Source organism: Spirillospora sp. NPDC047418, assembly GCF_040643275.1.
Classification (GTDB): domain Bacteria; phylum Actinomycetota; class Actinomycetes; order Streptosporangiales; family Streptosporangiaceae; genus Spirillospora.
In genome coordinates this window covers 11,725-36,783 of sequence record NZ_JBEYTW010000087.1, presented here as the reverse complement: position 1 = coordinate 36,783, position 25,059 = coordinate 11,725, and the positions used below count along the sequence as shown (strand labels likewise).

Here is a 25,059-nt window from a genome sequence, read left to right as displayed (position 1 = left end):
GTTGACCTGCGGCGTGTTGTTGTTATGAGCGGCCGGAAAACAACAACACGCCGCAGGTCAACGCGGGGGGCGGGGCTGGGGGGTCAGGTGGAAGACCCTCAGTTCGCGGTGGGCGCGTTCCACGTAGCTGTCGTAGACGGGCCAGACGGCGGTGAGGCGGGGCCAGATCTCCTTGCGCTCCCGGTCGTCCAGGAGGTGGGCGGTGACCGGGGTCCTGCGGCCCCGGAAACTGACCTCGGCGTCCGGGGTCTTCATGAGGTTGCCGGTCCAGGCCGGGTGCTTCTCGCGGCCGAAGTTGGAGCCGACGACGTACCAGCCGCCGGCCGGGTCGGGCAGGCACGCCAGCGGGGTCTGCCGGGCCAGGCCGCTCACCGCGCCGGTGGTGGTCAGGACGAGGCTCGGCACGAGCAGCTGGCCGAGCAGAAGCCTCCCGCCGGTCACCCTGTGCAGCGTCCGGTCGATCGGCGGGACGACCCTGGGCCCCACCTTGGCGAACCACGCGGCACCCGAGACCCGGTGGAAGACCGGCCCGAACGTGCGCTGGATGAGAGTCGGCACTGGTTTCTCCTCGGTGGCGAGCCGGCCGGCCCGGCGCGGGTTCAGGTGGCCCGCCCGGGCCAGCCACCGCAGCCCGTCGGCGACGGTCTCCTCGACGGGGCGCAGCGTGAGGCCGAGCGCGTCCAGGATGGGGCGGTCGTCGGTCGGGACGAGCGTGACCATGAACTCGGCGGCGTCGCGGGTGAGCGGGTAGTCGAAGCCGCGGACGCGCTTGGCCGCGTCCAGCGCCGACCCCAGCCCGAGCATGAGGCGGGACGGGACGCGGACACGGCGGCACCGCACGCCGGTGAGGCGGTCGCACAGGTCGGCGTACTGCGGCCAGGTCAGGTAGTGGCCGCCGAGCACCCAGCGGCTCGGCCCCTGCCGGGCCTCGACGGAACGTGCCAACGCCTCGCCGAGGTCGCGGACGTCGATGACCGAGACACCGCCGCCGGGCAGCGGCCACACCTTGCCGAGCGCCGCGGCGAGCCCCTCCATCAGCGCGTCCAGCGTGGGCTGGTCCGGCCCGCACACGCCGCCCGGGTAGACGATGGTGACCGGCGCGCCGTCCGCCTGCAGGCCGCGCACGTAGCGCTCGGCCGCCAGCTTCGACTTGCCGTAGTCGGTGCGCGGGCTGGCCAGGGAGTCGTTCGCGGTGATGACCCGGCCGGACGGCGGGACGAACACCGCGATGGTGGACACGTGGATCACCGGGTCGAGCCCGTGCTCGACGGCGCCGCCGACCACGTTGCGCGTGCCCCGGACGTTCACCTCGATCAGGTCGCGGTCGCCGCCGGTCACGTCGATGGCGGCGGCGGTGTGGACGGCCGCGTCGCAGCCGGCGAGCGCCGCGGACACGGCGCCCTCGTCCAGCATGTCGCCCTTGACCAGCTCCACGTCCGCGGCGGCGACGCCGACGGACGCCAGCACCCTGGCCGCCTTGCCGGGGTCGCGGACCAGGGCGCGCGGCCGGTGCCCGGCGGCGAGCAGCGCCCGGACGGTGTGGGACCCGACGAACCCCGAGGCGCCGGTGACGAAGATCCGCATGGGGCAAAACTAGCGCTTGGTCGTAGGTGCGGGACAGTCCGGGCGGCTCCGGCCCCGCACCGGTCCCGCACTTGTATCGCACCGCCGCCCACCGGCCACCCAGCGTAGCCCCGGCTATTTCGGTCACCTTGATTACCGGTGGCGGGACAGGACGCCATTGACGTGCGTGGAACGGTCCAGTCACACTCATGGCTCACCTGACCGCCGACCGGGAGGGGATCGATGAGGATCGGACTGGCCGGCGCGGGGCGCATCGGTGCACGCCACGCCGCCGCTCTCTGCGCACTGCCCGAGGTGGACGCCCTGGCCATCGCCGACGCGGACGCCGCCCGCGCGCGCGATCTCGCCGCCCGCCTCCCGTCGCGGGCGCGGGCGCTCGGCACCGTCGCCGAGCTGTTCGACGCCGGCCTGGACGGGCTGGTCGTCGCGGCGGCCACCGACGCGCACGCGGCCCTGGTCGAGCGGGCCATGGCCGCGCGAATTCCCGTCTTCTGCGAGAAGCCGCTCGCCTCGGACGTTGCTGGAACGTTCCAAGCCGTCCGCGCGGCGGCCGCCGCGGGCGTCCCGGTGCAGGTCGGCTTCCAGCGCCGGTTCGACGCCGGGAACGCGGCGGCCCGCGAGGCGCTCGCGTCCGGGCGGCTCGGCTGGCTGCACACCGTCCGGTCGAGCAGCTTCGACCCGTCGCCGCCGCCCGCCGAGTACGTCCCGTCGTCCGGCGGGCTCTTCCGCGACTGCGTGATCCACGACCTCGACCTCATCCGGTTCGTCACGGGGCGCGAGGTCGTCCGCGTGATGGCCGCCGGCGGCAACCGCGGCGAGGACTTCTTCCGCGAGTGCGGCGACATCGACACCGGCTCCGCGCTGCTGGTCCTGGACGACGGGACGCTCGGCGTCGTCTCCGCGACCCGCTACAACGCCGCCGGCTACGACGCGCGGCTGGAGCTGTTCGGCTCCAAGGACAGCGTCGTCACCGGCATGGACGACCGGACCCCCGCGACGCCGCTGCCCGAGCTCGACGCGGAGCCGAAGCCCGCCTACAGCGGCTTCATGGAGCGCTTCTCCGACGCCTACGACGCGGAGATCCGGGCGTTCACGGACCTGGTGGCGGGCCGCCGCGCCAACCCGTGCCCGCCCGAGGACGCCCTGGAGGCGTTCTACCTCGCCGAGGCGTGCGAGCTGTCCATGCGCGAGGGCCGGATGGTCGGCACCGACGAGGTCCGCCGATGAACGGGGTGCGCGGGTGAGCTTCGACCTCATCACGATGGGGCGGGTGAGCGTCGACGTCTATCCGCACCAGGTCGGCGTCCCGCTGGAGGACGTCGAGTCGTTCGGCAAGTACCTCGGCGGCAGTCCCACCAACGTCGCGGTGGCGGCGGCCAGGTACGGCCGCCGCGCCGCGGTCATCACCCGCACCGGCGACGACCCGTTCGGGCGGTTCGTGCACAAGGCGCTCCAGAGGTACGGCGTGGACGACCGGTACGTCACGTCCGTCCCCGGCCTGCCGACGCCGCTGGCCTTCTGCGAGATCTTCCCGCCGGACGATTTCCCGCTGTACTTCTACCGCTACCCGAAGGCCCCCGACCTGGAGATCCGTCCAGCGGAACTGGACCTGGAGGCGATCCGGGAGGCCCGCATCGTGTGGGCCACCGTCACGGGCCTGTCCCAGGAGCCGAGCCGTGCGGCGACCTTGGCCGCGCTCGCCGAGCACCCCGGGCAGACCGTCATCGACCTCGACTACAGGCCGATGCTCTGGGACGACCCGGGGGAGGCGCCGCACTGGGCCGGCCTCGCCCTGGAGAACGCCAAGGTCGCCGTGGGCAACCTGGACGAATGCGAGGTCGCGGTAGGGGAGAGGGAACCGGAGGCCGCCGCCCGCGCGATCCTCGAACGCGGCCCCGAACTCGCCATCGTGAAGATGGGCCCGGACGGCGTCCTCGCGGCGACGGCCGGCGAGACGGTGCGGGTGCCGCCGGCCGAGGTCGACGTCGTGAACGGCCTCGGCGCGGGCGACGCGTTCGGCGGCGCGATCTGCCACGGCCTCCTCGCGGGCTGGGATCTGCGGCGCCTCATCGGGTTCGCGGGCGCGGCGGGGGCGATCGTCGCGTCCCGCCTCGCCTGCTCCGACGCGATGCCCGCACAGGACGAAGTCGAAGCACTCCTCAAGGAGACCGGATGAAGTACCACCTGCCCGACGGCACAGCCGGGGACGGGCCCTACGGGCTCGTCGTCACGCCCGAGTCGGCCGGCTGGACGCACTCGTCGCTGCGCGTCCTCGACCTGCCGGACGGCGGCGAGCACACCTTCGGCACCGGCGGGTTCGAGACGATCGTGCTGCCGCTGGCCGGATCGTGCGTCGTCGAGTGCGACGGCTCGCGGTTCGAGCTGGCGGGGCGCGACGACGTGTTCAGCCGGGTCAGCGACTTCGCCTACGTCCCGCGCGACGCGCGGGTCACCGTGCGGGGACACGGCCGGTTCGCGCTCGCCGGGGCCCGCTGCGAGACGCGCCTGGAGGCGCGCTACGGGCCCGCGGAGAAGGTGCCGGTGGAGCTGCGCGGGGCCGGGTCGGCGAGCCGCCAGGTCAACAACTTCGGGACGCCCGAGGGGTTCCCGTTCGCCGAGAAGCTGATCGCCTGCGAGGTGCTCACGCCGGGCGGCTGCTGGTCGTCGTTCCCGCCGCACAAGCACGACGAGGACCGGCCGGGGGAGTCGGTGCTGGAGGAGATCTACTACTTCGAGGTCGCCCGGGACGGCATGGGCTACCAGCGCGTCTACGGCTCGCCGGGACGTCCCATCGACGTGCTCGCCGAGGTCCGCAGCGGGGACGCCGTGCTGATCCCGCACGGCTGGCACGGCCCGTCGATGGCGCCGCCCGGCCACGACCTGTACTACCTGAACGTGATGGCCGGGCCGTCTCCGGAGCGGGCCTGGCACATCTGCGACGATCCGGCGCACGCGTGGATCCGCGGGAGCTGGGCGGGCCAGGAGGTCGACCCCCGCCTCCCGCTGACCTCGGCGGACGGCCGCCCCTGACGCGCCCGGGAGCCGTCCGGTGCCGAATTGTGAGCTTGATCGACGCCCGCGCCGCGGCCATCTATGGTCAACTCCTCAGAACGGCCATGTGGGGAGAAACGGAGATCAATCGATGAGAGGCGTTTTCGCGCGCGGGTCGTCCAGGGGCCTCGCGGTGCTGGCCGCCGCGGGGCTGCTGGCGCTGAGCGCCTGCAGCAGTTCGGGCGGGAAGAAGTCCGAGGAGGCGCCCGAGGGCGCCGGACCCCGGCTGAAGATCGCGATGGTGACCCACTCGGGAGCCGGCGACACCTTCTGGGACATCGTGCAGAAGGGCGCCAAGGCCGCCGCCGCCAAGGACAACGCCGAGTTCCTGTACTCGGCCGACCCGGACGGCGGCAAGCAGGCCCAGCTCGTCCAGGCCGCGATCGACAAGAAGGTCGACGGCATCATCGTCACGCTCGCCAAGCCGGACGCGATGAAGGACGTGCTGGCCCGCGCCACCGCCGCGAAGATCCCGGTCGTGTCGATCAACTCCGGCGCCGAGGACTCGGCGAAGCTCGGCGCGGTCGCCCACTTCGGGCAGGACGAGTCGATCGCCGGCGAGGCGGCCGGCACCGAGCTCGGGAAGATCGGCGCGAAGAAGGCGCTGTGCGTCGTCCACGAGCAGGGCAACGTCGGCCTGGAGGCCCGCTGCGCCGGCGCGAAGAAGACGTTCGGCGGCGACCTGGAGAACCTGTTCGTCCAGGGCACGAACATGCCGGACGTCAAGTCGTCCATCACGGCCAAGCTCCAGTCCGACAAGGACATCGACGGGATCCTGACGCTCGGCGCCCCGTTCGCCGCGACCGCCGTCGACTCCGTCAAGGAGACCGGCAGCAAGGCCAAGATCGGCACGTTCGACCTGAACAAGGACCTCATCGCCTCGCTCAAGGCGGGGTCGATCGAGTTCGCCGTCGACCAGCAGCCCTATCTGCAGGGCTACGAGGCCGTCGACCAGCTGTGGCTGCTGCGGAACAACGGCAACGTCCTCGGCGGCGGGCGCCCGGTGCTGACCGGCCCGGCGATCGTCACCAAGGCGAACGCGGGTGAGCTGGAGGCGTTCGCGAACCGGGGGACGCGGTGACGCGAGCCGTGGCCGAGCCGCCCCCGGTGGCCGATCCCGGCTCGGACGAGCGCCTGGCCCGGCAGTCGCCGCTGCGGCGGCTGCTGGGCCGCCCGGAGCTGGGCGCGCTGCTCGGCGCGGTCGCGCTGTTCGTGTTCTTCTCGATCGTCGCGGACGCGTTCCTGCGCGCCGGGTCGTTCTCGACCGTGCTGTACGCCAGTTCCACGTTCGGGATCATGGCGGTCGGCGTGTCGCTGCTGATGATCGGCGGCGAGTTCGACCTGTCCGCCGGGGTGATGGTGACGTCGTCGGCGCTGATCGCGGCGTTGACCTCCTACCAGCTCACGCTGAACGTGTGGGCGGGCGTGGCGATCTCGCTCGTGCTGACACTGGCGCTCGGCATGGTCAACGGCATCCTCTACGTGAAGACGCGGCTGCCGAGCTTCATCATCACGCTCGCCACGTTCTTCATGCTCGCCGGGCTGAACCTCGGCGTGACGAAGGCGCTCACCGGCAACGTCGCGAGCGACTCCGTCCGCGACATGGACGGCTTCGCCGGGGCCCGCTCGGTGTTCGCCTCCGACGTCGACGTCCTCGGCGTCAACGTGAAGATCACCGTGTTCTGGTGGCTGCTGTTCACGGCGATCGCGACCTGGATCCTGCTGCGCACCCGCGTCGGCAACTGGATCTTCGCGGTGGGCGGCTCCGCGGACAGCGCCCGCGCGGTCGGCGTCCCGGTCGCCCGCGTCAAGATCGGCCTGTTCATGGGCGTCGCGTTCTGCGCCTGGTTCTCCGGGATGCACCTGGTGTTCGCGTTCGCGACGATCCAGTCCGGCGAGGGCGTCGGCAACGAGTTCCTGTACATCATCTGCGCGGTCATCGGCGGCTGCCTGCTGACCGGCGGCTACGGGTCGGCGATCGGCGCGGCCATCGGCGCGTTCATCTTCGGCATGACGAACAAGGGCATCGTGTACGCGGAGTGGAACCCCGACTGGTTCCGGTTCTTCCTCGGCGCGATGCTGCTGATCGCGACCGTGGTCAACCTGATCGTGCGGCGCAGAGTGGAGCGGTCGTCATGACGGATACCCCGCTCATCCGCCTCAAGGGCGTCGGCAAGAACTACGGCAACATCATCGCGCTGCGGGACGTGGATCTGGAGGCGTCCGCCGGCGAGGTCACGTGCGTGCTCGGCGACAACGGGGCGGGCAAGTCCACCCTCATCAAGGTGGTCGCCGGCCTGCACCGCCACGACACCGGCACGTACGCGGTCAACGGCGAGGAGGTCGCCTTCGGCTCGCCCCGCGAGGCGCTCGACCGCGGCATCGCCACGGTCTACCAGGACCTCGCGGTCGTCCCGCTGATGCCGGTCTGGCGGAACTTCTTCCTCGGCTCGGAGAAGCGCAAGGGATTCGGCCGCATGGACATCGACCACATGCGGAAGACGACCCAGGGGGAGATGGCCGCGATGGGCATCGACCTGCGCGACGTCGACCAGCCCATCGGGACGCTCTCGGGCGGCGAGCGCCAGTGCGTGGCGATCGCCCGCGCCGTCCACTTCGGCGCCAAGGCCCTCGTCCTGGACGAGCCCACCGCCGCGCTCGGCGTGAAGCAGGCCGGGGTGGTGCTGCGCTACGTCGTCCAGGCGCGGGAGCGGGGCCTCGCGGTCATCTTCATCACCCACAACCCGCACCACGCCTACCCGGTCGGGAACCGCTTCCTGATCCTGAAGCGGGGCCAGAGCATCGGCTACCACACCAAGGACGAGATCACCCGCGAGGAGCTGACCGGCCTCATGGCGGGCGGCAGCGAGCTGGAGGAACTCGCCCACGAACTGGACGCCGCCGCGTCCCCGCCCGAGAGCTAGGCCGGGGCGAGCCAGGCGCGGCAGAGCCACCAGGCGTTGACGCCGCCGAACGTGTCGGACGCGTCGACGCCGGTGACCTCGGTGAACCGCTGGACCCTGTTCCGCACCGTGTTCGGGTGCACGAACAGGCGCCCGGCGGCCGCGGTGACGTCGCGGCCCTCCTCCAGCCAGGCGCACACCGCGCGGGCGACCGGCCCGGCGCCGGCGCCGAGTTCGGCGCGGGCCGCGCGGTAGCGGTCCAGCAGGATCGAGGTGAGGTCGGTCCGGTCGGCCGCCGCCGCGACGACGGCGACCTCGGCGACGTGCACCACGCCGGCCCGCCCGGTCGCCTCGGCGGCGGCGAGCGCGGACACCGCGAGGCGGCGCGCGGCGGCCAGGTTCTCCGCCTCGGCCGGCCCGGCGAGCCCCGCCGCCGCGCCGCCGGGCGACACCGGCGGGCGGGCCGCCACCGCGAACAGCAGGCCGTCCAGCAGCGCGGACAGCGCCGGCGGCCGGACCGGCGGCAGCGGCCCCCGGCCCGGGCCGGCCGGGCGGGCGGCCAGCACCCACAGCGCGCCGCCGGGCGGCAGGCCCGCCTCGGCGGCGGCGAGCGCGGCGGCCGAGCCGCCGTCGAGCAGGCGGCGCAGCAGCGCCGCGTCCCGCTCCTCGCGCTCCGGCCCGGCGCCGGCCGCCCGCCGCGCCTCCCGGTGCGCCCGGATCAGCCGGGTCCGGACGGCCTCGGCCCAGTCGTCGTAGAGCTCCCGCGCGTCCAGCAGCAGCGCGTCCCCGACGCCCTCGGCGGCGGCGAGCTCCCGGACCCGCGACCAGATCGCGCGCTCGGCGACGTGGATCGCGCTCAGCACCGCCTCGACCGGCACGCCCTGCCGCGCGCGGGTCACGCCGAGCTCCGCGACGAACGCCAACTCGCCCTCGGTCGGCCCGCGCCGCGCCGCGATCGCGCGGGTCGCCGCGGCGAGCAGCGCGCGGGTGTGCCCGGCGATGTCGGCGGGCGGCAGGACGGACATCTCCCGCACGAGGGAGGTCACCCCGGCGACCACGGACGGCAGCAGGTCCTCCTCGCCGGAGATCCGCTCGATGAGGTCGATCAGCGGTGTCCAGCCGGCGTCGCTCTGCTCCATGGCCGGATTGTGGCGCACCACAACCCCGGCCGCCAAACGCGTGGTCTCCTCCATGTTCGCGGGCCACGGCGGTCCTTAAGGTTGGAGGCCACCACAAAACCGACCTCCGCAAGGCCGCACTTGCGGACCGATACCGCTCCGGGAGCGCGCCCATGACCTCTGCCCGCCGTGTCGCCGTGATCGGCGCCGGGCCCGCCGGCCTCACCGCAGGCAAGGCCCTGCGCGACGCGGGCGTGGAGGCCGTGCTGTACGAGCGGGGCGACCGCCCCGGCGGGCTGTGGGCGCGGGGGAGCGGGCAGTCGCCCGCCTACGCGTCCCTGCACCTCAACACCAGCAAGGGGCGCACCGAGTTCGCCGACTTCCCGATGCCCCGGCACTGGCCCGACTACCCGTCCGCCGACATGGTCGCCGGATACCTGGCCGACTACGCGGAGCGCTTCGGCGTCGTCCCGCACATCCGCTTCGGCAGCCCGGTGGCGTCGGTGGAGCGGGAGGACGGCCGGTGGACGGTGACCACCGAGTCCGGCGACGCCGAACGCTACGACGCCGTCGTGGTCGCGAGCGGCCACAACTGGGATCCGCGGTGGCCCGACCCCGCGCCGCCCGGCGAGTTCGCGGGCGCGCAGATGCACGCGCACGCCTACCGCGACGCCGAGGTCTTCCGCGGGAAGCGGGTCCTCGTCGTCGGCATGGGAAACTCGGCCATGGACATCGCCGTGGACGCCTCCCACGTCGCGCGCGGCCCGGTGCTGCTGTCGGCGCGGCGCGGCGTCCACATCGTCCCGAAGTACCTGTTCGGACGGCCGTCCGACGCGACCGGCGGCGCCCTCGCCGCGCTGCCGTGGCGGATCAGGCAGCGCGTCGCGGAGACCATGCTGCGGCTCGCCGTCGGCCGCCCGCAGGACTACGGCCTGCCCGCGCCGTCCGGCGGCCTGTTCCAGAACCACCCGACGATCAGCGACACGATCCTGCACCGGCTGACCCACGGCGAGGTCGTGGCACGGCCCGGCATCGACCGCTTCGACGGCGGCGAGGTCGTGTTCGGCGACGGCACCGCCGATCCCGTCGACCTCGTCGTCTGGGCCACCGGCTACCGGGTCGGCATCCCGTTCCTGTCGCGGGATCTGGTGGGCGACGACCCCGAGCGGCTCCCGCTGTTCAAGCGCGTCTTCCACCTGGACGACCCGAGCCTGGCCTTCACCGGGCTGATGCAGTCGACGGGAGCGGCGCTGCCGATCGTGGAGGCCCAGGCCAAGCTCGCGGCGGCCTACCTCTCCGGCGGCTACGCGCTGCCGCCCCCGGCGGAGCGGCGGCGGTCGGTCGCCCGCGCGCTGCGCGCCGCGACCGCGCGGTGGGGCGACCGGCGCCCCATGATGCGCGTCGACTTCGACCAGTATGTTGCGGATCTGCCCCGCGAGCTGGCGGCGGGCCGGACCCGGCTCGCGCGGGGCGCCGCCCCGCCGTTCACCCCGGCACACCGAGAGGAGACCGCGGCGTGAAGACCTCCCGCCCGTCCGGCGGCCGCGACCCACGCGGCATGCGGGTGATCGTCACCGGCGCGTCCGGGACGTTCGGCCGCGCGATCGGCACCCGGCTGACCGGCCTAGGCGCCCGCGTCGTCGGCCTGGACGTCGCGCCCCGGCCGGACGACCCGATCGACGTCATCGCCTGCGACCTCACCGACGACGACGCCGTCCCGGCCGCCGTCGCGGCGGCGGTCGAGCGGCTCGGCGGCCTCGACCTGCTGATCAACAACGCCGGGATCGGCGGCCCCGCCCCGGCCGAGCTGCCGCCCGGCGACGAGGTGCGCCGCCAGCTCGACATCAACCTGCTCGGCGCCTGGCGGGTGACGTCGGCGTGCGCGGACGCCCTGGTCGGGTCGCGGGGCCGGGTCGTGATGCTGTCGTCCCGGATGGCCGTCATGCAGCTGCCGCTGGCCGCCGCCTACGGCGCGTCCAAACGGGCGCTCGTCGCGTACGCGGACGCGCTGCGCATGGAGATCGGCACCCACGTCGGCGTGACCTGCGTGTACCCGTCGGCGGTGCGCAGTCCGATCCACGACTCGACCGCGGCGGCCGGGCTCTCCCTGGAGGGGATGAGCCGCTACGAGCCGCTCGACGGGGTCGTGGACGCGGTCCTGTTCGCCGCCCTGTCCCGCCGCCCCCGCCGGGACGTGACGACGACCCGGCGCGGCGCCGCCGAGTTCTTCCTCGCCCGGCACCTGCCCGCGCTGACCGACCGGATCGTCGCCCGCACGTTCGCCGCGCGCGTCCGCTCGGGCGCCTTCGCGGGCGCCGACCTCGCCGCCGGCGCCGTGCGCCGCCACGCGGGGCGCGGGTGAGCACCGCCGAGTCGACGCGGCCCGGCACCGGGACCCGGCCGCGCGCCCTCGACCTCACCGGCTACGCCGCCGGCTCGCTCGGCATGGGCGTGTGGGTCACCGTCCCCGGCCTGCTGCTCCTGTACTTCATGACGCACACGCTCGGGGTCTCGCCGTTCCTCGCCGGGCTCACGCTGCTGCTGCCGAAGATCATCGACGCGGTCGCGCATCCGCTGTTCGGGACGCTCTCGGACCGGCAGGCGCGCCGCAGCGGGCACCGGCGCGGCATGCTGCGCTGGGGGCTGCTGCTGGCGTTCGCCTGGATCGGGCTGTTCTCGGTGCCGTCCGGCGTCTCCGGATGGTCGGCGGCGCTGTGGGTCGGCGCCTTCTACATCGCCGGGAACGTCCTGTACGCGTGCTTCCAGGTGCCGTACCTGACGACGCCGTCCGACCTGCGGATCGGCTACCACGAGCGCACCCGCGTGTTCATGTACCGCATGCTGCTGCTCACCGTGGGCCTGCTCGGCGCCGGGGTCGCGGCACCGGCGCTGGTGTCGTCGGGGGAGCGCGCCGCCTACGCGCGGATGTCGGTGCTGCTCGCCGGCGTGCTCGTCGTCACCGGCGTGGTCGCGATCGTCTTCGTCCGGCGGCTCACCGACCGCTGCGGCTTCCGGGTCCCCGACGGGCACGGCGACCCCGTGGTCGGCGCGTCCGCCCTCGCCGACGTCAAGATCGCCTGGCGGGACCGGGACTTCCGCACCCTCGCGCTCTCCTACCTGTTCACGAGCGTCACGACGCACCTGTTCCTCGCCGCGGTGCCCTTCTACACCGAGTACATGCTGGACGACGAGGGCCTGACGGCGGTGCTCATGGGCGCCTTCCTCGTCCCCGCCGCGATCGCGGGGCCCGTCTGGAAGAAGGTGTCGCAGCGGACCGGCAAGCAGCGCGCCCTGCTGATGTGCCAGGGCGCGTTCGTCCTCGGGCCGCTCGCCCTGTGGCCCGGCGACGCCGTGGGCCTGCCCGCGACCGCCGCGGTGATCGCCGTGCTGGGCACCGCCTTCGCCGGCCTCCAGCTCTTCGCGTTCTCCCTCGTCCCGGACGTGGTGGCCGCCGCCGAGTCGCGCGGCACGGCGCGCGCGGGCGCCTACACCGGAGTGTGGACGGCGACCGACGCGACCGGCACGGCCATCGGCCCGTACGTGTACTCCGCCGCCCTCGCCATCGGCGGTTTCGTCTCCACCACCGACGGCCACGCCATCGCGCAGTCGGACACGGCGCTGCTGGCGATCCTCATCGGCGTCACCGTCGTCCCCGCCGCGCTGATGGCGGTCGCCGTGGCGTTCCAGGCCCGCTTCTCCCTCGACCGCGCGCCCGCGTCGGCCGGGTAGCCGCCCATCAGGCCCACGTCGCCTTCGCCAGGATCGTGTCGAGGCCGGGGGTGTTCCACTCGTCCAGGACGAGGAGCCTCGGCTCCGCCAGGTACCAGTACCGCTGGACGTAGGTCACGCCGGCGGGCTGGAACTGCCGGGCGCCGCTCCAGAAGACGCAGTTGAGGCGCCATTCGCGGTACTGCGCCCGCCGCGTCCCGACGGCGGCGGTCCCGGTGCGGGCGGGCTTCTCCCGGTCGGCCTCGGTGCCGATGCCGTTGAGGTCGCCCCGGCGCGGGCAGGCGCGGAACGCCTCGGTCTCCGGCCCCCAGGGGCCGGTCAGGGCGAACCCGCGCCAGCCCGTCGTCGCGTCGTTGTGCCACGGCTCGCTGATCACCAGGAATCCCGGGCAGTTGTTCTGGTAGACCCGGGCGTCCCGTCCCCCGGGCGGGGTGGCGCCCTGCGTCTGCGGGGAGCACGCGCCGGGGGTGCCCACCCAGTAGTTGCCCCGGGGGTCGCCCGGCAGGTCCGTCAACTCGGTGCGCCGCCACTCCGCCGGGACCGTGACCGAGAACCCGCCGAACGACATCCGCTGCCCGGACGGCGACGGCGTGCTCGCGACGGCGAACTTGTCGCTGTCGGGACGGGTCGCGGCGTAGACGCCGACACCGGCGGCGGCGGTGCCGGCGACGGCGGCGCCCGCGATCGCGACACCCGCCTTACCGCCGACCGCGGACAGGAACCCGCCCGAGCCCCCCGCCGTGCCGCTCGTGCCCGCGGCCGTGCCGGCGCCCGCCGCCGCGGCTCCGGCTCCGGCGCCGGCTCCGGCGGGGACCAGGCCGGCGGCGGCGAGGGGGAACAGCGCGGCGAACGCGACGGCCGCGAGGGCCAGGGTGCGCACGGCGCGCTGCTCCCAGCCGGGGCCGTACGCCTGGACGGCGATGCGGTCGAGTTCGCCGACGAAGTGCGCCGCGCTCGGCGGGCGGTAGGCGGGTTCCTTGGACATCCCCTGGAGGACGAGCGTGCGCAGCGGTTCCGGAACGTTCTCCGCCGGGATCGGCGCGGTGGCGTGCAGCCCCATCAGCGCGAGCTGGTCGTCCGCACGGTAGGGCCGCTCACCGGTGACGCACTCGTAGAAGACGCAGGTGGCGGCGTAGACGTCGGTGGCCGCGGTGGCGGGTTCGCCGCGCCACTGCTCGGGCGCCATATAGACGGGGGTGCCCGACCGGCCGCCCTCACCCGTCCACACGGCGATGCCGAAGTCGATGAGCTTGCTGAGGCCGTCCGCGCGGACGACGACGTTGGCGGGCTTGTAGTCGCGGTGCACGACCCCGGCGGCGTGCGCGGCGGCCAGCCCGCGCAGCGAGCCCTTCAGCACCAGCAGCGCCGCCTCGGGGCCGAGCGCGCCGTGCTCGGCCAGCACCCGCTTCAGCGGTACCCCCTCGACCGCCTCCATGATCAGCGCCGCGCCGTCCTCGTGCTCCACGAGCCGGTAGAGCCGTGCCACGTGCGGGTCGTCGACGCGGCCGAGCATCCGGGCCTCGTTGCGGAAGGCGTCCTTGGCCTCGGGGGCGGCGCCGGCGGGCAGATACTTGATCGCGACAGGGGTACCGGACGTGCCGTGCCGGGCCAGCGCCACCCGGCCCTGCGCCCCGCGACCGAGCTCGCGCACCTCGTCGAACTCCGAAACCCGCCACTCCGCCACCGGCACCCCTTGGGTCCGACCTGATAGATCCACCAGTGTGACGCAGCGGGCCGGCGGATGGTTTGTCATTCCCGCGACGTCATGATGCCTCTCGCGGTGAACGCCACGTCCGGTTCGGGATGGGCGCGCAGGACGCGCAGCAGCGCGCGCCACCCGGCGGGCCAGCCCGCGCGGGGGGCGTGGCCGCCGGTGAGCGCGGCGGCGAACAGGCCGCCGGCGAGGTCGCCCCGCGCGGCCAGCCGCTCGGCGTGCGGGAGCACGTCCTCGGGGTCCGGCGCGTCATCGGGGATGTCGGCGTACTCGGGGTCGTCGTCCCAGTCCCCGCCGGCCCAGGGGACGAACGCCTCGGCGACCCGCCGGACGGCCAGGGCACCGCCCGCGCAGCGCCCGGCGAGGGCGTCCAGGGTCTCGCCGGCGCCGGGCCCATCCCAGCGGAACGTCGCGGCGGCCAGCTCGCAGGCGAGGACGCCGGGGAGGCGGCCGTCCAGCGCGGCGACGGCGTCCCGGGCCGAGTCGCGGTTCCGGCCCGCCGCGTCGGCCACCGCCTCGACCAGCGCGGACAGCCGCTGGTACGCGGGCAGATCCCGTTCTGGATCGGCGCTCGGCTCGTCGGGGGCGGCGGCCAGCGCGGCCGCGACCGCGCCGAGCTCCGCCGCGCCGAAGCCCGCCGTGGCGCAGCCGACCAGCGCGTCCAGGGCCTGCCGCCAGCCGCTCGTCGCGCCGAGGTCGCCGACGAGCGCGGCGACCGCCGCCGGGGCGTCCGGCGCCCACCGCGCCCACAGCGGGACGGCCGGCAGCGCCGCCGCGCGCGCCTCGGCGTCGGCCGAGCGCGCCACCCGCACGACGAGCGAGGCGTAGAAGCCGCGGAACCGCTCCCCGACCGCCCGGGGCGGTGTGCCGAGCACCTGCCGGGCGAGGTCACGCGGGCCGTCGGCGGCCTCGGTGAGGATGCGCCGCGCGGCGTCCTCGGCCAGGTGCGGGCGGACCGCCGAGACGATCGCGGCGCGGACGTCCCGGTGCTGGCCGGGGTCGTCCCAGGCGGCGGTGACCAGGTCCAGCGCGCCCGGCACCCGGTTGCCCAGCAGGATGCGCAGCGCCTCCTTGCGAGAGGTGATCTTGCCGTCGCGGAGGGCCGGGCCGAGCAGCGCCGCCAGCTCCGCGGGACGGACGAACCGGGCCGCGCGGGTCATCGCGTACATGGCGACGTGCGCGTCGCCGGTGCTGGCGTGCGCGAGCAGGTCGGGCAGGACTGCCCGCGGCGACGCCGTCCACGCCGCGGCCGTCAGCGCGGCCCAGCGGAGGGCGTCGTCGGCGGAGCCGAGGTAGGGGCGCAGCCGGGCGGCGTCCGCGCCCGGGACGGTGCCGATGGCCGCGACCGCGCTCGCCCGCGCCGCGTCCGGCTGCTCGCCGTCGCCCGCCACCCGGTCGAGCAGGCCGAGGTAGGCGGCGCGCTGCCGGGACGTCCAGCGGCGCATCCAGGACGCCTCCACACGCGGGACGTAGGTGACGTCCGCGCGCTGGAACCGTCCCGGCGCGGTGCTCCCGGTGAGCACGAGATGCAGCAGGTCGGTGCGCTCGCGGGCGATCACGGCGAGGACGGCCGGGACGGCGACGGCCGACGCGTCCTTCGCCAGCACCCGCTCGACGCGTCCGGCGCGGGCGCCGGGAGGTGCGAGCCACAGCTCGATCGCCTGCCGCAGCACGGCGTCGCCGCGCGCGTCGAGGGCCGCCTCCAGCGCGTCCTGCAGCCGGGGGACGCCGTGCGCGCGGCGGCCGAGCGCCCGCGCGAGCAGCAGCGCGAGCCGGTGGTCGTCGCGGCGCGCGGCGGCGTCGAGGTGGGGCGCGAGCGCATCGGCGAGCCGGTGCTCCTGGCCGTGCCGCAGGACCCGGTCGAGGCGTCCGAGGTAGAGGGTCCCGGTGCCGCCGACCAGCCGCTCGACCAGCTCCAGCCCGGACAGGAACAGGCCGGCGTCGTCGCGGACCGCGCCCTGCCTGCAGAACGCGGCCGCGATCCGCCCGAGCGCGTTCCGGGTCATGTACGAGCAGTCGCGGGCGGCCAGCGCGTCGCCCGCGAACCTCCCGGCGATCGGTGCGTGCTCGCCGCGCAGCAGCTCCTCCGGGACGCCCGCCAGGGCGTTCAGCGCCGCGTACCGGACGGGGTCCTGCTCGTTGCGGAGCCGGCCGAGCGACTCCAGGGCCGTGGTCAGCGTGCCGGGATCGCGGGTGCGGCCCGCGCAGGCGATGAGCAGCGCGTATCCGGTGGCGCGGTCGTCGGCGTCCGGGCGCCGGATGAGCCCGTCGAGGACCGGCAGCGCCTCCGCGTACGGCAGGAACGCGGTGGTGCTCCAGTAGCGCGCGGGCGTCTCGGCGATCCGGCGCAGCCGCAGCATCCGGCGCGCCTCCCGGATCCGGACCGCGTGCGGCAGGACGTCCAGCAGCGACTCGTCCAGCTCGGCGGCCGACAGGTCGACGCCGCTCGTCGCCGCCTCGAAGACGCGCTCCCGGCGGGACGGCGGGAACGCCTTCAGCAGCAGGCGGAGCGCACCGCCGTCGCCGCGGACGGCGCGGGCCGCCAGTGCCAGGCCGTCGTCGCCGAGCCTCGCCATCCGGTCCCGGACCGACCGGCGCCGCAGCAGCCGGCCGAGCGTTCCCCGGTACCGCTCGGAGGTCAGCAGCCGGAGCATCCGCACCGGTTCGGCGTCCAGCAGCAGCCCCGCCTTCGCCTCCAGCGCGATCGGCAGGCCGCGGCCCTCCGGGAACCGCTCCAGCAGCGCGATCACGCGCCCCGGGTCGTGCTCTGCCGCCGCGGCGACGCCGGGCCCGTGCCAGGCCCACCAGCTCGCGCGGACCGGGCCGGAGGAGTCCGCGAGCCGCCGCTCAGCGTGGTCCAGCAGCACGCCGGGATGGGCACGGCCGACGGCCGCCCAGTTCGGGACGGCGCCCGCGACCGCGTCGATCCGCTCCGCCGCGGCCCCGGTGCCGCACACGGGCAGCAGCGCGGCGGCCTCCGCCGCGCCCCAGCGGTCGGCGACCGGCCCGACGAGGGCGTCCGCCAGATCGGTGCGCCACCACTTCCGCACGGCGCCGTAGACCGCGGACCGGATCGCGGCGGGCGCGTCGCCGAGGGCCGCGAGGAACGGCTCCGGGCCGTCCGCGTAATGGACGGCCGACCGGATCGCCGAGCACGCGATGTCCGCGTCCGGGTCGCCGGCGGCGCGGACGATGTGGGCGAGCGACGCCTCGTCCCGGACGGCCGTGGCGATGAACAGCGCCAGCGACCGCTCGTAGTGGCCGCGCTCCGCCAGGTCGCCGAGCAGCGCCGCGAGCTCCGGCGTGCCCGCGGCGCGGCGCAGGTCCGCCAGCCGGCGGCAGCGCTCCCCGAACGGCAGCGGTTCGACGTCGGCCAGGAGATCATCAGCACGCATGGCGCGCATCCTTCCGGATCCGCCACCCGACTTCATACGATTTACGGCGCTCCGGGCCGCGGCCCGGAGCGCGGTCACCGGTCGTCGCGCGCCTCGCCCGGCTCCGGTACCGCGGGACGGGAGGCCGCGATCTGCTCGGCCAGCATGCGGACGCGGGGCTCGTGGTCGTCGTAGCCGACGACGACCGGGGGTTCGTTGTACGGCATCGTGTCGGACGAGCGGCGCAGCTTCACGTACTGGCCGCACGCGTCGATCGCGTAGGGCTCCATGTCGTCCTGCAGCGCGCCGATCACCGTGATGCCGTGCGTCTCGCCGATCTTGCGGAACAGCGCGACGGCCTCCTTGCGGTGCTCCCGGGCCGTCTACCCCCGGGTCGCCGTCCTTCGGGCCGCCTTTCGCCGGGTCGCCGTCCTCGGGGATGGGGGCGTCCTCCGTCGGCTGTCCCCGCCCAGTACGTCCATAACGTCGACGGTCGCAGAGCGTCGCCGGTGGTGCTGAGACCTGCCATTTGCCCTCTATCCGTCCGAATGGGGCGCTGATCGCCCAAGCGGTATCTACCACGCCGGCCGCGGATTCGGAGGGGAGATCGGGCGGGAGGCCCCGGTTGTGCGGGGCCTCCCGGGGGGCGTCAGGCGGAGGGGGCCGGGTGGGGGATGGACTTGTGCTCCAGGTAGGCGTGCAGGCCCTCGGGGCCCAGTTCGCGGCCCATTCCGCTGTTCTTGTAGCCGCCGAACGGGGTGTTCGGGTCGAGGGTGTACATGTTGACGCCGCAGCTGCCGGTGCGGATGCGGCGGGCGACGTCGACGCCGTGGTCGACGTCGGACGTCCAGACCGAGCCGCCGAGGCCGTAGTCGCTGTCGTTGGCGATCCTGACGGCGTCGGCCTCGTCCTCGTAGGGGATGAGGACGAGGACGGGGCCGAAGATCTCCTCGCGGGCGATGCGCATGTCGTTGCCGACGTCGCCGAACACGGTCGGCGCGACGTACCAGCCGCGGTCGTGCGGCCGGTCCAGGCCGCCGGTGATCAGCTTGGCGCCCTCGTCCTGCCCGATCCGGATGTAGTTCTCCACGCGCTCCTGCTGCCGCTTGGCGACCAGCGGGCCGATCTCGGTGGCGTAGTCGGCGGGGTCGCCGACGGTGAGGCCGCCGACCATGGCCGCGAGGGCGTCGGCGACCTCGTCGTAGCGGCGGCGGGACGCGAGGATGCGGGTCTGCGCGGCGCACGCCTCGCCGTTGTTCATCAGCGAGGCCAGCTTGAAGCCCTCGATGGTGGACGGCAGGTCCGCGTCGTCCAGGATGATCGCGGCCGACTTGCCGCCGAGCTCCAGGGTGCAGCGCTTCAGCTGCTCGCCGCACACCGCGCCGATCTTGCGGCCGGCGGCGGTGGAGCCGGTGAACGACACCTTGTCGACGTCAGGGTGGGCGACCAGGTAGGCGCCGACCTCGCGCCCGGCCGGGACGAAGTTGACGACGCCGTCCGGGATCCCCGCCTCCTTGATCCACTCGGCGAGGAGGTAGGTGTCGAGCGGCGTCTCGGGGGACGGCTTGGCCACCACCGTGCACCCGGCGATCAGCGCCGGGGCGAGCTTCAGCATCAGCGTGAACTGCGGGACGTTCCACGGGACGATCGCCGCGACGACGCCGACGGGCTCCTGGGTGACCGTGACCGGCCCCAGCATGCCCTGCCGCTCCTCCTCCCACGCGTAGGTGGCGGCGAGGTCCACGTAGTACTGCAGGACCATCTGCGGGATGGCGGCCTGCCCGAACACCGAGAACATGATGGGCGACCCCATCTGGGCCGTGCAGAGGTCGGCCATCTCCTGCTGCCGCTCCGCGTAGATCGCCGACAGCCGGCCGACGATCTCCGCGCGCTCGGCGGGCGTCATCCGGGGCCAGGGGCCCGCGTCGAACGCGCGCCGCGCCGCCGCGACGGCCGCGTCGATGTCGCCCTCGGTGCCCTCGGGCACCCGCCCGATGACCTCCTCGGTGTGCGGGGAGATGACGTCGATCGTGCCGGTACCGGCCGGGGCGGCCCACTCGCCGCCGATGAACAGCCGATCGTGCTCGCGCATGCTGCTGTGCCTCCCTGCCCGAAGGGCGAGTTCGGGTAACCGAATGCTTGCTTGGGCACAGCATCGCACGGGGTCCCCGGGCGTTGGCAAGAGGAATGAGACTCGCGTCTCATCCCGCTGCCGCGTCCTAGCGGAGATGGGCGTTGGGAATGCGGGCCCGGGACGCCAGGTCCGGGACCTCCAGGAGTTCGACTCCGGCGGCGGCCAGGACCTCCGCGCCGGTGCCCGCGGCGAACAGCACCGGCTCCCGCCAGGCGAACACGACGCGGCGCAGGCCCGCGGCGATGATCAGCTCGGCGCAGGGGCGCGGGCGGGACGCGCGGTGCCCGCACGGCTCCAGCGACGTGTAGATCGTCGCGCCGCCCAGCTCCCCGGCGGTCTTGCCGAGGGCCGCCTCCTCGGCGTGGTCGTGCGGGTCCTTCTCGCGGGAGAAGCCGCGCGCGACCTCCCGGCCGTCCGCCCCGACGATCACCGCGCCGACCGAGAACGCCGTGTCGGACGGCGGGCACAGCGCCGCCAGGTCGCAGGCCAGCCCCAGCCAGGCGCGGTCATCCACGCGCGGCTCCGACGCGGTAGCGGAGCAGGGCCAGGTCGCCGATCCGGGTGGCGTCCTCCAGCCGCATCGGACGGTCCGGCGACTGCGGGAAGACGCCCGAGCGCACGAACCGCGGCGCCGACGGGTCGCCGATGAAGAACGGCGCGACGACGAGCTGCAGCTCGTCCACCAGCCCGGCCGTGAGGAAGAGCGTGTGGACGCCGCCGCCCCCCTCGACCATCAGCCGGCGGACGCCCCGCGCCGCGAGGTCGCGCAGGACGGTCGGGAGGTCGAGCGGGTCGCCCGCGTCCACCACCTCGGCGAGGCCGTCCAGGCGCGGCGCCAGTTCCGCCGCCGTCGCGGACGGGGCGTAGACGAGCTTCGGCGCCTCGCCCGCCGTGAAGAACCGGGCGGCCGGGTCCAGGTCGCCGCTCCAGGTCAGCGTCACCTTGGTCAGGTCGGCGGGCAGCCCCCGAGCGGCGCGCCGCTCCCGGCGCGCGGCCGAGCGGATCAGCAGCTTCGGGTCGTCGGCCCGCACGGTCCCGGCGCCGACGAGGATCGCGTCGCAGCCGGCGCGCACCGCGTCGACCCGGTCGAAGTCCGCCGCGCTGGACAGCCGCAGCCGCTCCGGGCCCGCGTCGTCGATATAGCCGTCGGCGGACATCGCGCAGCTCAGCAGCACGTAGGGACGATCACTCACGCCGCAACACTACGGGAGCCGCCGCGATGCGGTGTTCGAAGATCCTTTGGGGCGGCTCGGCGTTTCTGCGCCGGATGTGTCGGAGGGGGTGCCTATGGTTGCTGCGACATGCGAATCCTGCACACCTCCGACTGGCATCTCGGCAGATCGTTCCACCGCGAGGACCTGCTGGCCGCGCAGGCGGCGTTCGTCGACCACCTCGTCGAGACGGTCGCGGCGGAGCGGGTCGAGTGCGTGCTCGTCTCGGGCGACGTCTACGACCGCGCGCTGCCCGCCGTGGACGCCGTCAAGCTGTGCAACGAGGCCCTGGAGCGGCTCGCCGAGCGCGCCCGGGTGGTGCTCATCGCGGGCAACCACGACTCGGCGCGCCGGCTCGGGTTCGGCTCCGCGCTGATGGACAAGGCGGGCGTGCACGTCCGCACCGACTTCGCCGCCGTGGGCGATCCCGTCGTCGTCGGCGGCACCGCCTTCTACGGCATCCCGTACCTGGAGCCCGAACTCGTCCGCCACCCCTGGGACCTCGACGAGCGGAGCCACGCCGCCGCGCTCACCGAGGCCATGCGCCGCGTCCGCGACGACGCCGCGCGCCGCGAGGAGCGCTCGGTCGTGCTGGCGCACGCGTTCGTCACCGGCGGCGAGTCCAGCGAGAGCGAGCGCGACATCTCCGTCGGCGGGTCGTCGCAGGTGTCGGCGACGGTGTTCGACGGCGTCGACTACGCCGCGCTCGGCCACCTGCACGGCCGCTGGCGCATCACCGACCGCGTCCGGTACTCGGGCTCGCCGCTCGCCTACTCGTTCTCCGAGGCGAAGCACGTCAAGGGCTCGTGGCTGATCGACCTCGCGGCGGACGGCGGCGTCGCGGGCGAGTTCGTGGAGGCGCCCGTCCCGCGCCGCCTCGGCCGGCTGCGCGGCCGCATCGACGACCTGCTCGCCGACCCGTCCAACGAGAAGTACGAAGACCGCTGGCTCCAGGTGACGCTGACCGACGCGCGCCGCCCGTCCGCCGCGATGGAGCGGCTGCGCCGCCGCTTCCCGCACACGCTCGTGCTCGGCTTCGCCCCCGAGGGCGGTGCGGCGGACGGCGCCCGCACCTGGTCCGACCGCGTCCGCGAACGCTCCCCGCTCGACGTCGCGGGCGACTTCGTGGCGGAGGTGACCGACGGCCCCGCGACCCCCGGGGAGCGCGCCCTCCTGCACGAGGCGTTCGAGACCTGCCGCCGGAAGGAGGCGCTCGCGTGAGGCTGCACCGGCTGGAGGTCGCGGCGTTCGGGCCGTTCTCCGGAACCGAGGTGATCGACTTCGACGCGCTGTCGGACGCCGGGCTCTTCCTCATCCAGGGCCGGACGGGCGCGGGCAAGACGAGCATCCTGGACGCGGTGTGCTTCGCCCTCTACGGGCAGGTGCCCGGCGTGCGCAACGCGGTGAAGGGGCTGCGCAGCGACCACGCGCCGCCGGGCGCCGGGCCGAGGGTCGTCCTGGAGACGACGATCCGGGGGCGCCGGCTGCGGATCACGCGGTCGCCCGCCTGGGAGCGGCCGAAGCTGCGCGGGTCCGGGACGACGACCGAGCACGCCAAGGTCGTCCTGGCGGAGTTCGAGCACGGCGAGTGGACCGGGCTCACCACCCGGCTGGACGAGGCCGGCGACCTGGTGTCGCGCATGCTCGGGATGAACGCCGTGCAGTTCTGCCAGGTGGCGCTGCTGCCGCAGGGGGAGTTCGCCGGGTTCCTGCGCGCCGGCGCGGACGAGCGGCGCAAGGTCCTGGAGCGGCTGTTCGCGGCCGAGGTGTTCGCGCAGGTCGAGAAGTGGCTGGCCGATCGGCGCGCCGCGACCGGGCGGGAGGCCGCCGATCTCGGCGCCGCCGCGGCGTCGATCGCCGACCGGATCGCCGAGGCGACGGGCGCCACGGCGCCGCGCGGGGAGCGGCAGGCCGTCCCGCAGCCGCGCCGCGCGGAGCCGGCCGTGGAGCCGTTCGCCGAGGTCGAGGCGCTGCCCGCGTGGGCGGCGGAGCTGGCCGCCGGGCACGCGGACGTCCGCGCGGCCGCCGAGGAGCTGCGGGCCGGCGTCACCGAGACACTGCGCACGGCCCGCGAGGCCCTCGACGAGGGGAAGGCGGTCGCCGGGCGGCGGCAGAGCCACGCCGACGCCGTCGCCCGCCGCGACGCGCTGGCCGGGCACGCGGAGGAGAAGTCGCGGATGGCGTCGCGGCTCGACGCCGCGGCCCGCGCCGACCGGGTCGTCCCCCTGGTGAAGGACGTCCGGGACCGGCACGGCCGGGCGGTGCAGGCGCGCCGCTGGGCGGAGGAGACCCGGGCCCGGGTCGCGGCGCTGCTGCCGCCGAAGGCGCCGGAGGACGTCCTCGCCAAGGCCGAACGCGACCGCCGCGACGAGGCCGCGGCGCTGGAGGGCGGGCGCGCCACGGCCGCCCGGCTCGGCGACATCGAGCGGCGGCGGGAGGCGCTGGCCGCCGAGCTGCGCCGTCTGGAGCCGCAGGAGGCGCGGACCGCCGCCGCGCTGGCGGAGCTGCCCGGCATCGTGGCCGCCCGCCGGGCCGAGCTGGACGAGGCCAGGGTCGCGGCGGCGGGCCGCTCGGGGGCCGAGGCCGCCGTCCGGGACGTCCGACGGCGGCTGGACGCCGCGCACCGCCGCGACCGGGTGGAAGGCCTGCTCGCCGCCGCCGAGGAGGCGCAGCGCGCCGCGATCGACGCCGCGCAGGAGGCCCGCGACCGCGCGCAGGAACTCCGGCAGACCCGCCTGGACGGCATGGCCGCCGTCCTCGCCGCGGAGCTGGCGGACGGCGAGCCGTGCCGGGTCTGCGGTTCCACCGAGCATCCCGCGCCCGTCGCCTCCCTCGCCGTCGTCCCGACCGAGGACGAGGTCGACCGCGCCCAGGCCGCCTACGAGCAGGCGCAGCAGCGGCGGGAGAGGCGGACCGGCGAGGTGGAGTCGCGGCGGTCCGAACGCGACCAGCTCGTCGAGGCGGCCGGCGACGCGCCCGCCGGCGTCCTCGCGGTGGAACTCGCCGAGACCCGGGAGACGCTCGACGCCGCCATGGCGCGGGCGGCGGAGGCCGAGCGGCTGGAGACCGTGCTCCACCGGCACGAACAGGAACTCGAGCAGGCCCGGGACGGGCACGACCAGGTGTCCCGGCTGCTCACCGAGAACCGCACCGAGGACAGGAACCTGGCCGAGGAGCAGGTCCGCCGCACTGCGGAACTGGACCAGGCGCGCGGCGATGACCCGACCCTGGAGGCGCGCATCGCCCGCCTCACCCGCGAGGCCGACGCGCTGGGGGAGGCCGTCGAGGCGTCGCGCGCCGCCGGCCGCGCCGACGAGGAGCTGTCCGCCGCCCGCGCGAGGGCGCGACAGGAGGCCGAGGACCAGGGGTTCGGGACGCCCGACGAGGTCCTCGAAGCCGCGCTGACCGACGAGGAACAGGGCGACCTGCGCGACAGGATCCGCACGTGGGACGACCAGGAGGCCCAGGTCCGCGCGCTGCTCAAGGACCCGGCGCTCATCGAGGCCGCCGCCGCGCCCGCCCCCGACCTGCCCGCCCTCGAAGCGGCCGTGCGGGCGGCCGAGGCGGCGCACACCGAGGCGGCGAGCGCCGCCGACCGCGCCCGGTACCGCTGCGACCGCCTCGCCGAGCTGCGCGGGCGGCTCACCGGGGCCGTCGCCGATTGGCGGCCCGCCGCCGAACGCCACGAGGTCGCCGAGCGGCTCGCGGGCCTGGCGTCCGGCAAGCACCCCGCGAACCGGCACGCCATGTCGCTGTCGGCGTACGTCCTCGCCGCGCGCCTCGAACAGGTCGTCGCGGCCGCGAACGAGCGACTGTCGCGCATGTCCGGGGGCCGCTACGCCCTCGTCCACACGACCGAGAAGTCGGCCGGCGACCGAACGAAGGGCGCCGGCGGCCTCGGCCTGCGCGTCGCCGACGCCTGGACGGGCCTGATGCGCGACCCGGTCACCTTGTCGGGCGGCGAGTCGTTCATCACGTCGCTGTCCCTGGCGCTCGGCCTCGCCGACGTCGTCACCGCCGAGGCCGGCGGCACCGAGATCGGCACGCTGTTCGTCGACGAGGGCTTCGGCACGCTCGACGAGGAGACGCTCGACGAGGTCATGGACGTCCTGGACGGCCTGCGCGACGGCGGCCGGGCGGTCGGCATCGTCAGCCACGTCGCGGAACTGCGCACCCGCATCCCCGCGCAGCTCCGCGTCACCAAGGACCGCACCGGCTCCACCGCGACGATCGTCGTCTGA

19 protein-coding genes are annotated in these 25,059 nt (G+C 75.0%); 11 read left to right on the top strand and 8 right to left on the bottom strand.

The genetic code is table 11. From position 1 onward, the window contains the following. Window positions 1-57: 57 nt before the first annotated feature. A complete protein-coding gene (locus ABZ806_RS35705) occupies window positions 58-1,584 on the bottom strand; it encodes a nitroreductase family deazaflavin-dependent oxidoreductase (protein ID WP_500222171.1) in 1,527 nt (508 codons plus the stop codon). Window positions 1,585-1,806: 222 nt separating this feature from the next. Here ABZ806_RS35705 and ABZ806_RS35700 point away from each other — a divergent pair, with 222 nt between their 5' ends. From ABZ806_RS35700 to ABZ806_RS35675, 6 genes are all read left to right on the top strand, one after another. Further along, window positions 1,807-2,811 (top strand): Gfo/Idh/MocA family protein, encoded by a 1,005-nt coding sequence (locus ABZ806_RS35700; protein ID WP_500222169.1) that lies wholly within the window; start codon window positions 1,807-1,809, stop codon window positions 2,809-2,811. Window positions 2,812-2,845: 34 nt separating this feature from the next. Then, entirely contained in the window at window positions 2,846-3,760 is a 915-nt protein-coding gene (gene iolC, locus ABZ806_RS35695; RefSeq protein ID WP_500222175.1) for a 5-dehydro-2-deoxygluconokinase, read from the top strand. After that, entirely contained in the window at window positions 3,757-4,614 is an 858-nt protein-coding gene (gene iolB, locus ABZ806_RS35690) for a 5-deoxy-glucuronate isomerase (protein WP_500222166.1), read from the top strand. The genes iolC and iolB overlap by 4 nt, the downstream gene beginning before the upstream one ends. A 112-nt stretch (window positions 4,615-4,726) precedes the next feature. Continuing rightward, window positions 4,727-5,716 (top strand): sugar ABC transporter substrate-binding protein, encoded by a 990-nt coding sequence (locus ABZ806_RS35685; protein WP_500222164.1) that lies wholly within the window; start codon window positions 4,727-4,729, stop codon window positions 5,714-5,716. After that, window positions 5,713-6,774 (top strand): ABC transporter permease, encoded by a 1,062-nt coding sequence (locus tag ABZ806_RS35680; protein WP_500222162.1) that lies wholly within the window; start codon window positions 5,713-5,715, stop codon window positions 6,772-6,774. The genes ABZ806_RS35685 and ABZ806_RS35680 overlap by 4 nt, the downstream gene beginning before the upstream one ends. Beyond that, window positions 6,771-7,559: an ATP-binding cassette domain-containing protein gene (locus tag ABZ806_RS35675; RefSeq protein WP_500222159.1), complete on the top strand. Its 789-nt coding sequence runs from the start codon at window positions 6,771-6,773 to the stop codon at window positions 7,557-7,559. The genes ABZ806_RS35680 and ABZ806_RS35675 overlap by 4 nt, the downstream gene beginning before the upstream one ends. Here ABZ806_RS35675 and ABZ806_RS35670 read toward each other — a convergent pair. Continuing rightward, window positions 7,556-8,677, bottom strand: coding sequence for a helix-turn-helix domain-containing protein (locus ABZ806_RS35670; RefSeq protein ID WP_500222156.1), 1,122 nt, complete (start codon window positions 8,675-8,677; stop codon window positions 7,556-7,558). The genes ABZ806_RS35675 and ABZ806_RS35670 overlap by 4 nt on opposite strands. Window positions 8,678-8,829: 152 nt before the next feature. Between ABZ806_RS35670 and ABZ806_RS35665 the strand changes: the two genes are divergently transcribed. The 3 genes from ABZ806_RS35665 to ABZ806_RS35655 are packed head-to-tail and all read left to right on the top strand — an operon-like array spanning window position 8,830 to window position 12,385. Continuing rightward, the gene (locus ABZ806_RS35665; RefSeq protein ID WP_500222154.1) at window positions 8,830-10,176 is read left to right on the top strand and encodes a flavin-containing monooxygenase; all 1,347 of its coding nucleotides are present in this window, start codon (window positions 8,830-8,832) and stop codon (window positions 10,174-10,176) included. Beyond that, window positions 10,173-11,018 carry an SDR family NAD(P)-dependent oxidoreductase gene (locus ABZ806_RS35660; protein ID WP_500222153.1) on the top strand — a complete coding sequence of 282 codons (846 nt, stop codon included), beginning with the start codon at window positions 10,173-10,175 and terminating at the stop codon, window positions 11,016-11,018. The genes ABZ806_RS35665 and ABZ806_RS35660 overlap by 4 nt, the downstream gene beginning before the upstream one ends. Continuing rightward, window positions 11,015-12,385: an MFS transporter gene (locus tag ABZ806_RS35655; RefSeq protein ID WP_500222150.1), complete on the top strand. Its 1,371-nt coding sequence runs from the start codon at window positions 11,015-11,017 to the stop codon at window positions 12,383-12,385. The genes ABZ806_RS35660 and ABZ806_RS35655 overlap by 4 nt, the downstream gene beginning before the upstream one ends. Window positions 12,386-12,392: 7 nt before the next feature. Here the strand turns inward: ABZ806_RS35655 and ABZ806_RS35650 are convergent, their stop codons facing one another. The 6 genes from ABZ806_RS35650 to ABZ806_RS35625 form a co-directional block, all read right to left on the bottom strand. After that, a complete protein-coding gene (locus tag ABZ806_RS35650; protein WP_500222146.1) occupies window positions 12,393-14,069 on the bottom strand; it encodes a serine/threonine-protein kinase in 1,677 nt (558 codons plus the stop codon). 65 nt (window positions 14,070-14,134) lie between these two features. Next, entirely contained in the window at window positions 14,135-17,494 is a 3,360-nt protein-coding gene (locus ABZ806_RS35645; RefSeq protein WP_500222143.1) for a hypothetical protein, read from the bottom strand. 74 nt (window positions 17,495-17,568) lie between these two features. Beyond that, window positions 17,569-17,787, bottom strand: coding sequence for a hypothetical protein (locus ABZ806_RS35640; RefSeq protein WP_500222140.1), 219 nt, complete (start codon window positions 17,785-17,787; stop codon window positions 17,569-17,571). Window positions 17,788-18,122: 335 nt separating this feature from the next. Then, window positions 18,123-19,565, bottom strand: coding sequence for an aldehyde dehydrogenase (locus ABZ806_RS35635; protein WP_500222138.1), 1,443 nt, complete (start codon window positions 19,563-19,565; stop codon window positions 18,123-18,125). A 127-nt stretch (window positions 19,566-19,692) separates the two neighbouring features. Beyond that, entirely contained in the window at window positions 19,693-20,121 is a 429-nt protein-coding gene (locus ABZ806_RS35630; RefSeq protein ID WP_500222135.1) for a cytidine/deoxycytidylate deaminase family protein, read from the bottom strand. Continuing rightward, the gene (locus ABZ806_RS35625) at window positions 20,114-20,800 is read right to left on the bottom strand and encodes a RibD family protein (protein WP_500222133.1); all 687 of its coding nucleotides are present in this window, start codon (window positions 20,798-20,800) and stop codon (window positions 20,114-20,116) included. Before ABZ806_RS35625 ends, ABZ806_RS35630 begins: the two co-directional genes overlap by 8 nt. A 108-nt stretch (window positions 20,801-20,908) precedes the next feature. On the opposite strand from ABZ806_RS35625, the gene ABZ806_RS35620 reads away from it, so the two are divergent. Together ABZ806_RS35620 and ABZ806_RS35615 are read left to right on the top strand one after the other, a co-directional pair. After that, window positions 20,909-22,039: an exonuclease SbcCD subunit D gene (locus ABZ806_RS35620; RefSeq protein ID WP_500222132.1), complete on the top strand. Its 1,131-nt coding sequence runs from the start codon at window positions 20,909-20,911 to the stop codon at window positions 22,037-22,039. Next, the gene (locus ABZ806_RS35615; RefSeq protein WP_500222129.1) at window positions 22,036-25,059 is read left to right on the top strand and encodes an AAA family ATPase; all 3,024 of its coding nucleotides are present in this window, start codon (window positions 22,036-22,038) and stop codon (window positions 25,057-25,059) included. Before ABZ806_RS35620 ends, ABZ806_RS35615 begins: the two co-directional genes overlap by 4 nt.

Excerpts from the sequence above, each read along its gene's own strand:
- ABZ806_RS35705 (WP_500222171.1), bottom strand. The coding sequence starts at position 1,584 with ATGCGGATCTTCGTCACCGGCGCCTCGGGGTTCGTCGGGTCCCACACC.
- ABZ806_RS35700 (WP_500222169.1), top strand. The coding sequence starts at position 1,807 with ATGAGGATCGGACTGGCCGGCGCGGGGCGCATCGGTGCACGCCACGCC.
- iolC (WP_500222175.1), top strand. The coding sequence starts at position 2,846 with ATGGGGCGGGTGAGCGTCGACGTCTATCCGCACCAGGTCGGCGTCCCG.
- iolB (WP_500222166.1), top strand. The coding sequence starts at position 3,757 with ATGAAGTACCACCTGCCCGACGGCACAGCCGGGGACGGGCCCTACGGG.
- ABZ806_RS35685 (WP_500222164.1), top strand. The coding sequence starts at position 4,727 with ATGAGAGGCGTTTTCGCGCGCGGGTCGTCCAGGGGCCTCGCGGTGCTG.
- ABZ806_RS35675 (WP_500222159.1), top strand. The coding sequence starts at position 6,771 with ATGACGGATACCCCGCTCATCCGCCTCAAGGGCGTCGGCAAGAACTAC.
- ABZ806_RS35670 (WP_500222156.1), bottom strand. The coding sequence starts at position 8,677 with ATGGAGCAGAGCGACGCCGGCTGGACACCGCTGATCGACCTCATCGAG.
- ABZ806_RS35665 (WP_500222154.1), top strand. The coding sequence starts at position 8,830 with ATGACCTCTGCCCGCCGTGTCGCCGTGATCGGCGCCGGGCCCGCCGGC.
- ABZ806_RS35645 (WP_500222143.1), bottom strand. The coding sequence starts at position 17,494 with ATGCGTGCTGATGATCTCCTGGCCGACGTCGAACCGCTGCCGTTCGGG.
- ABZ806_RS35635 (WP_500222138.1), bottom strand. The coding sequence starts at position 19,565 with ATGCGCGAGCACGATCGGCTGTTCATCGGCGGCGAGTGGGCCGCCCCG.
- ABZ806_RS35620 (WP_500222132.1), top strand. The coding sequence starts at position 20,909 with ATGCGAATCCTGCACACCTCCGACTGGCATCTCGGCAGATCGTTCCAC.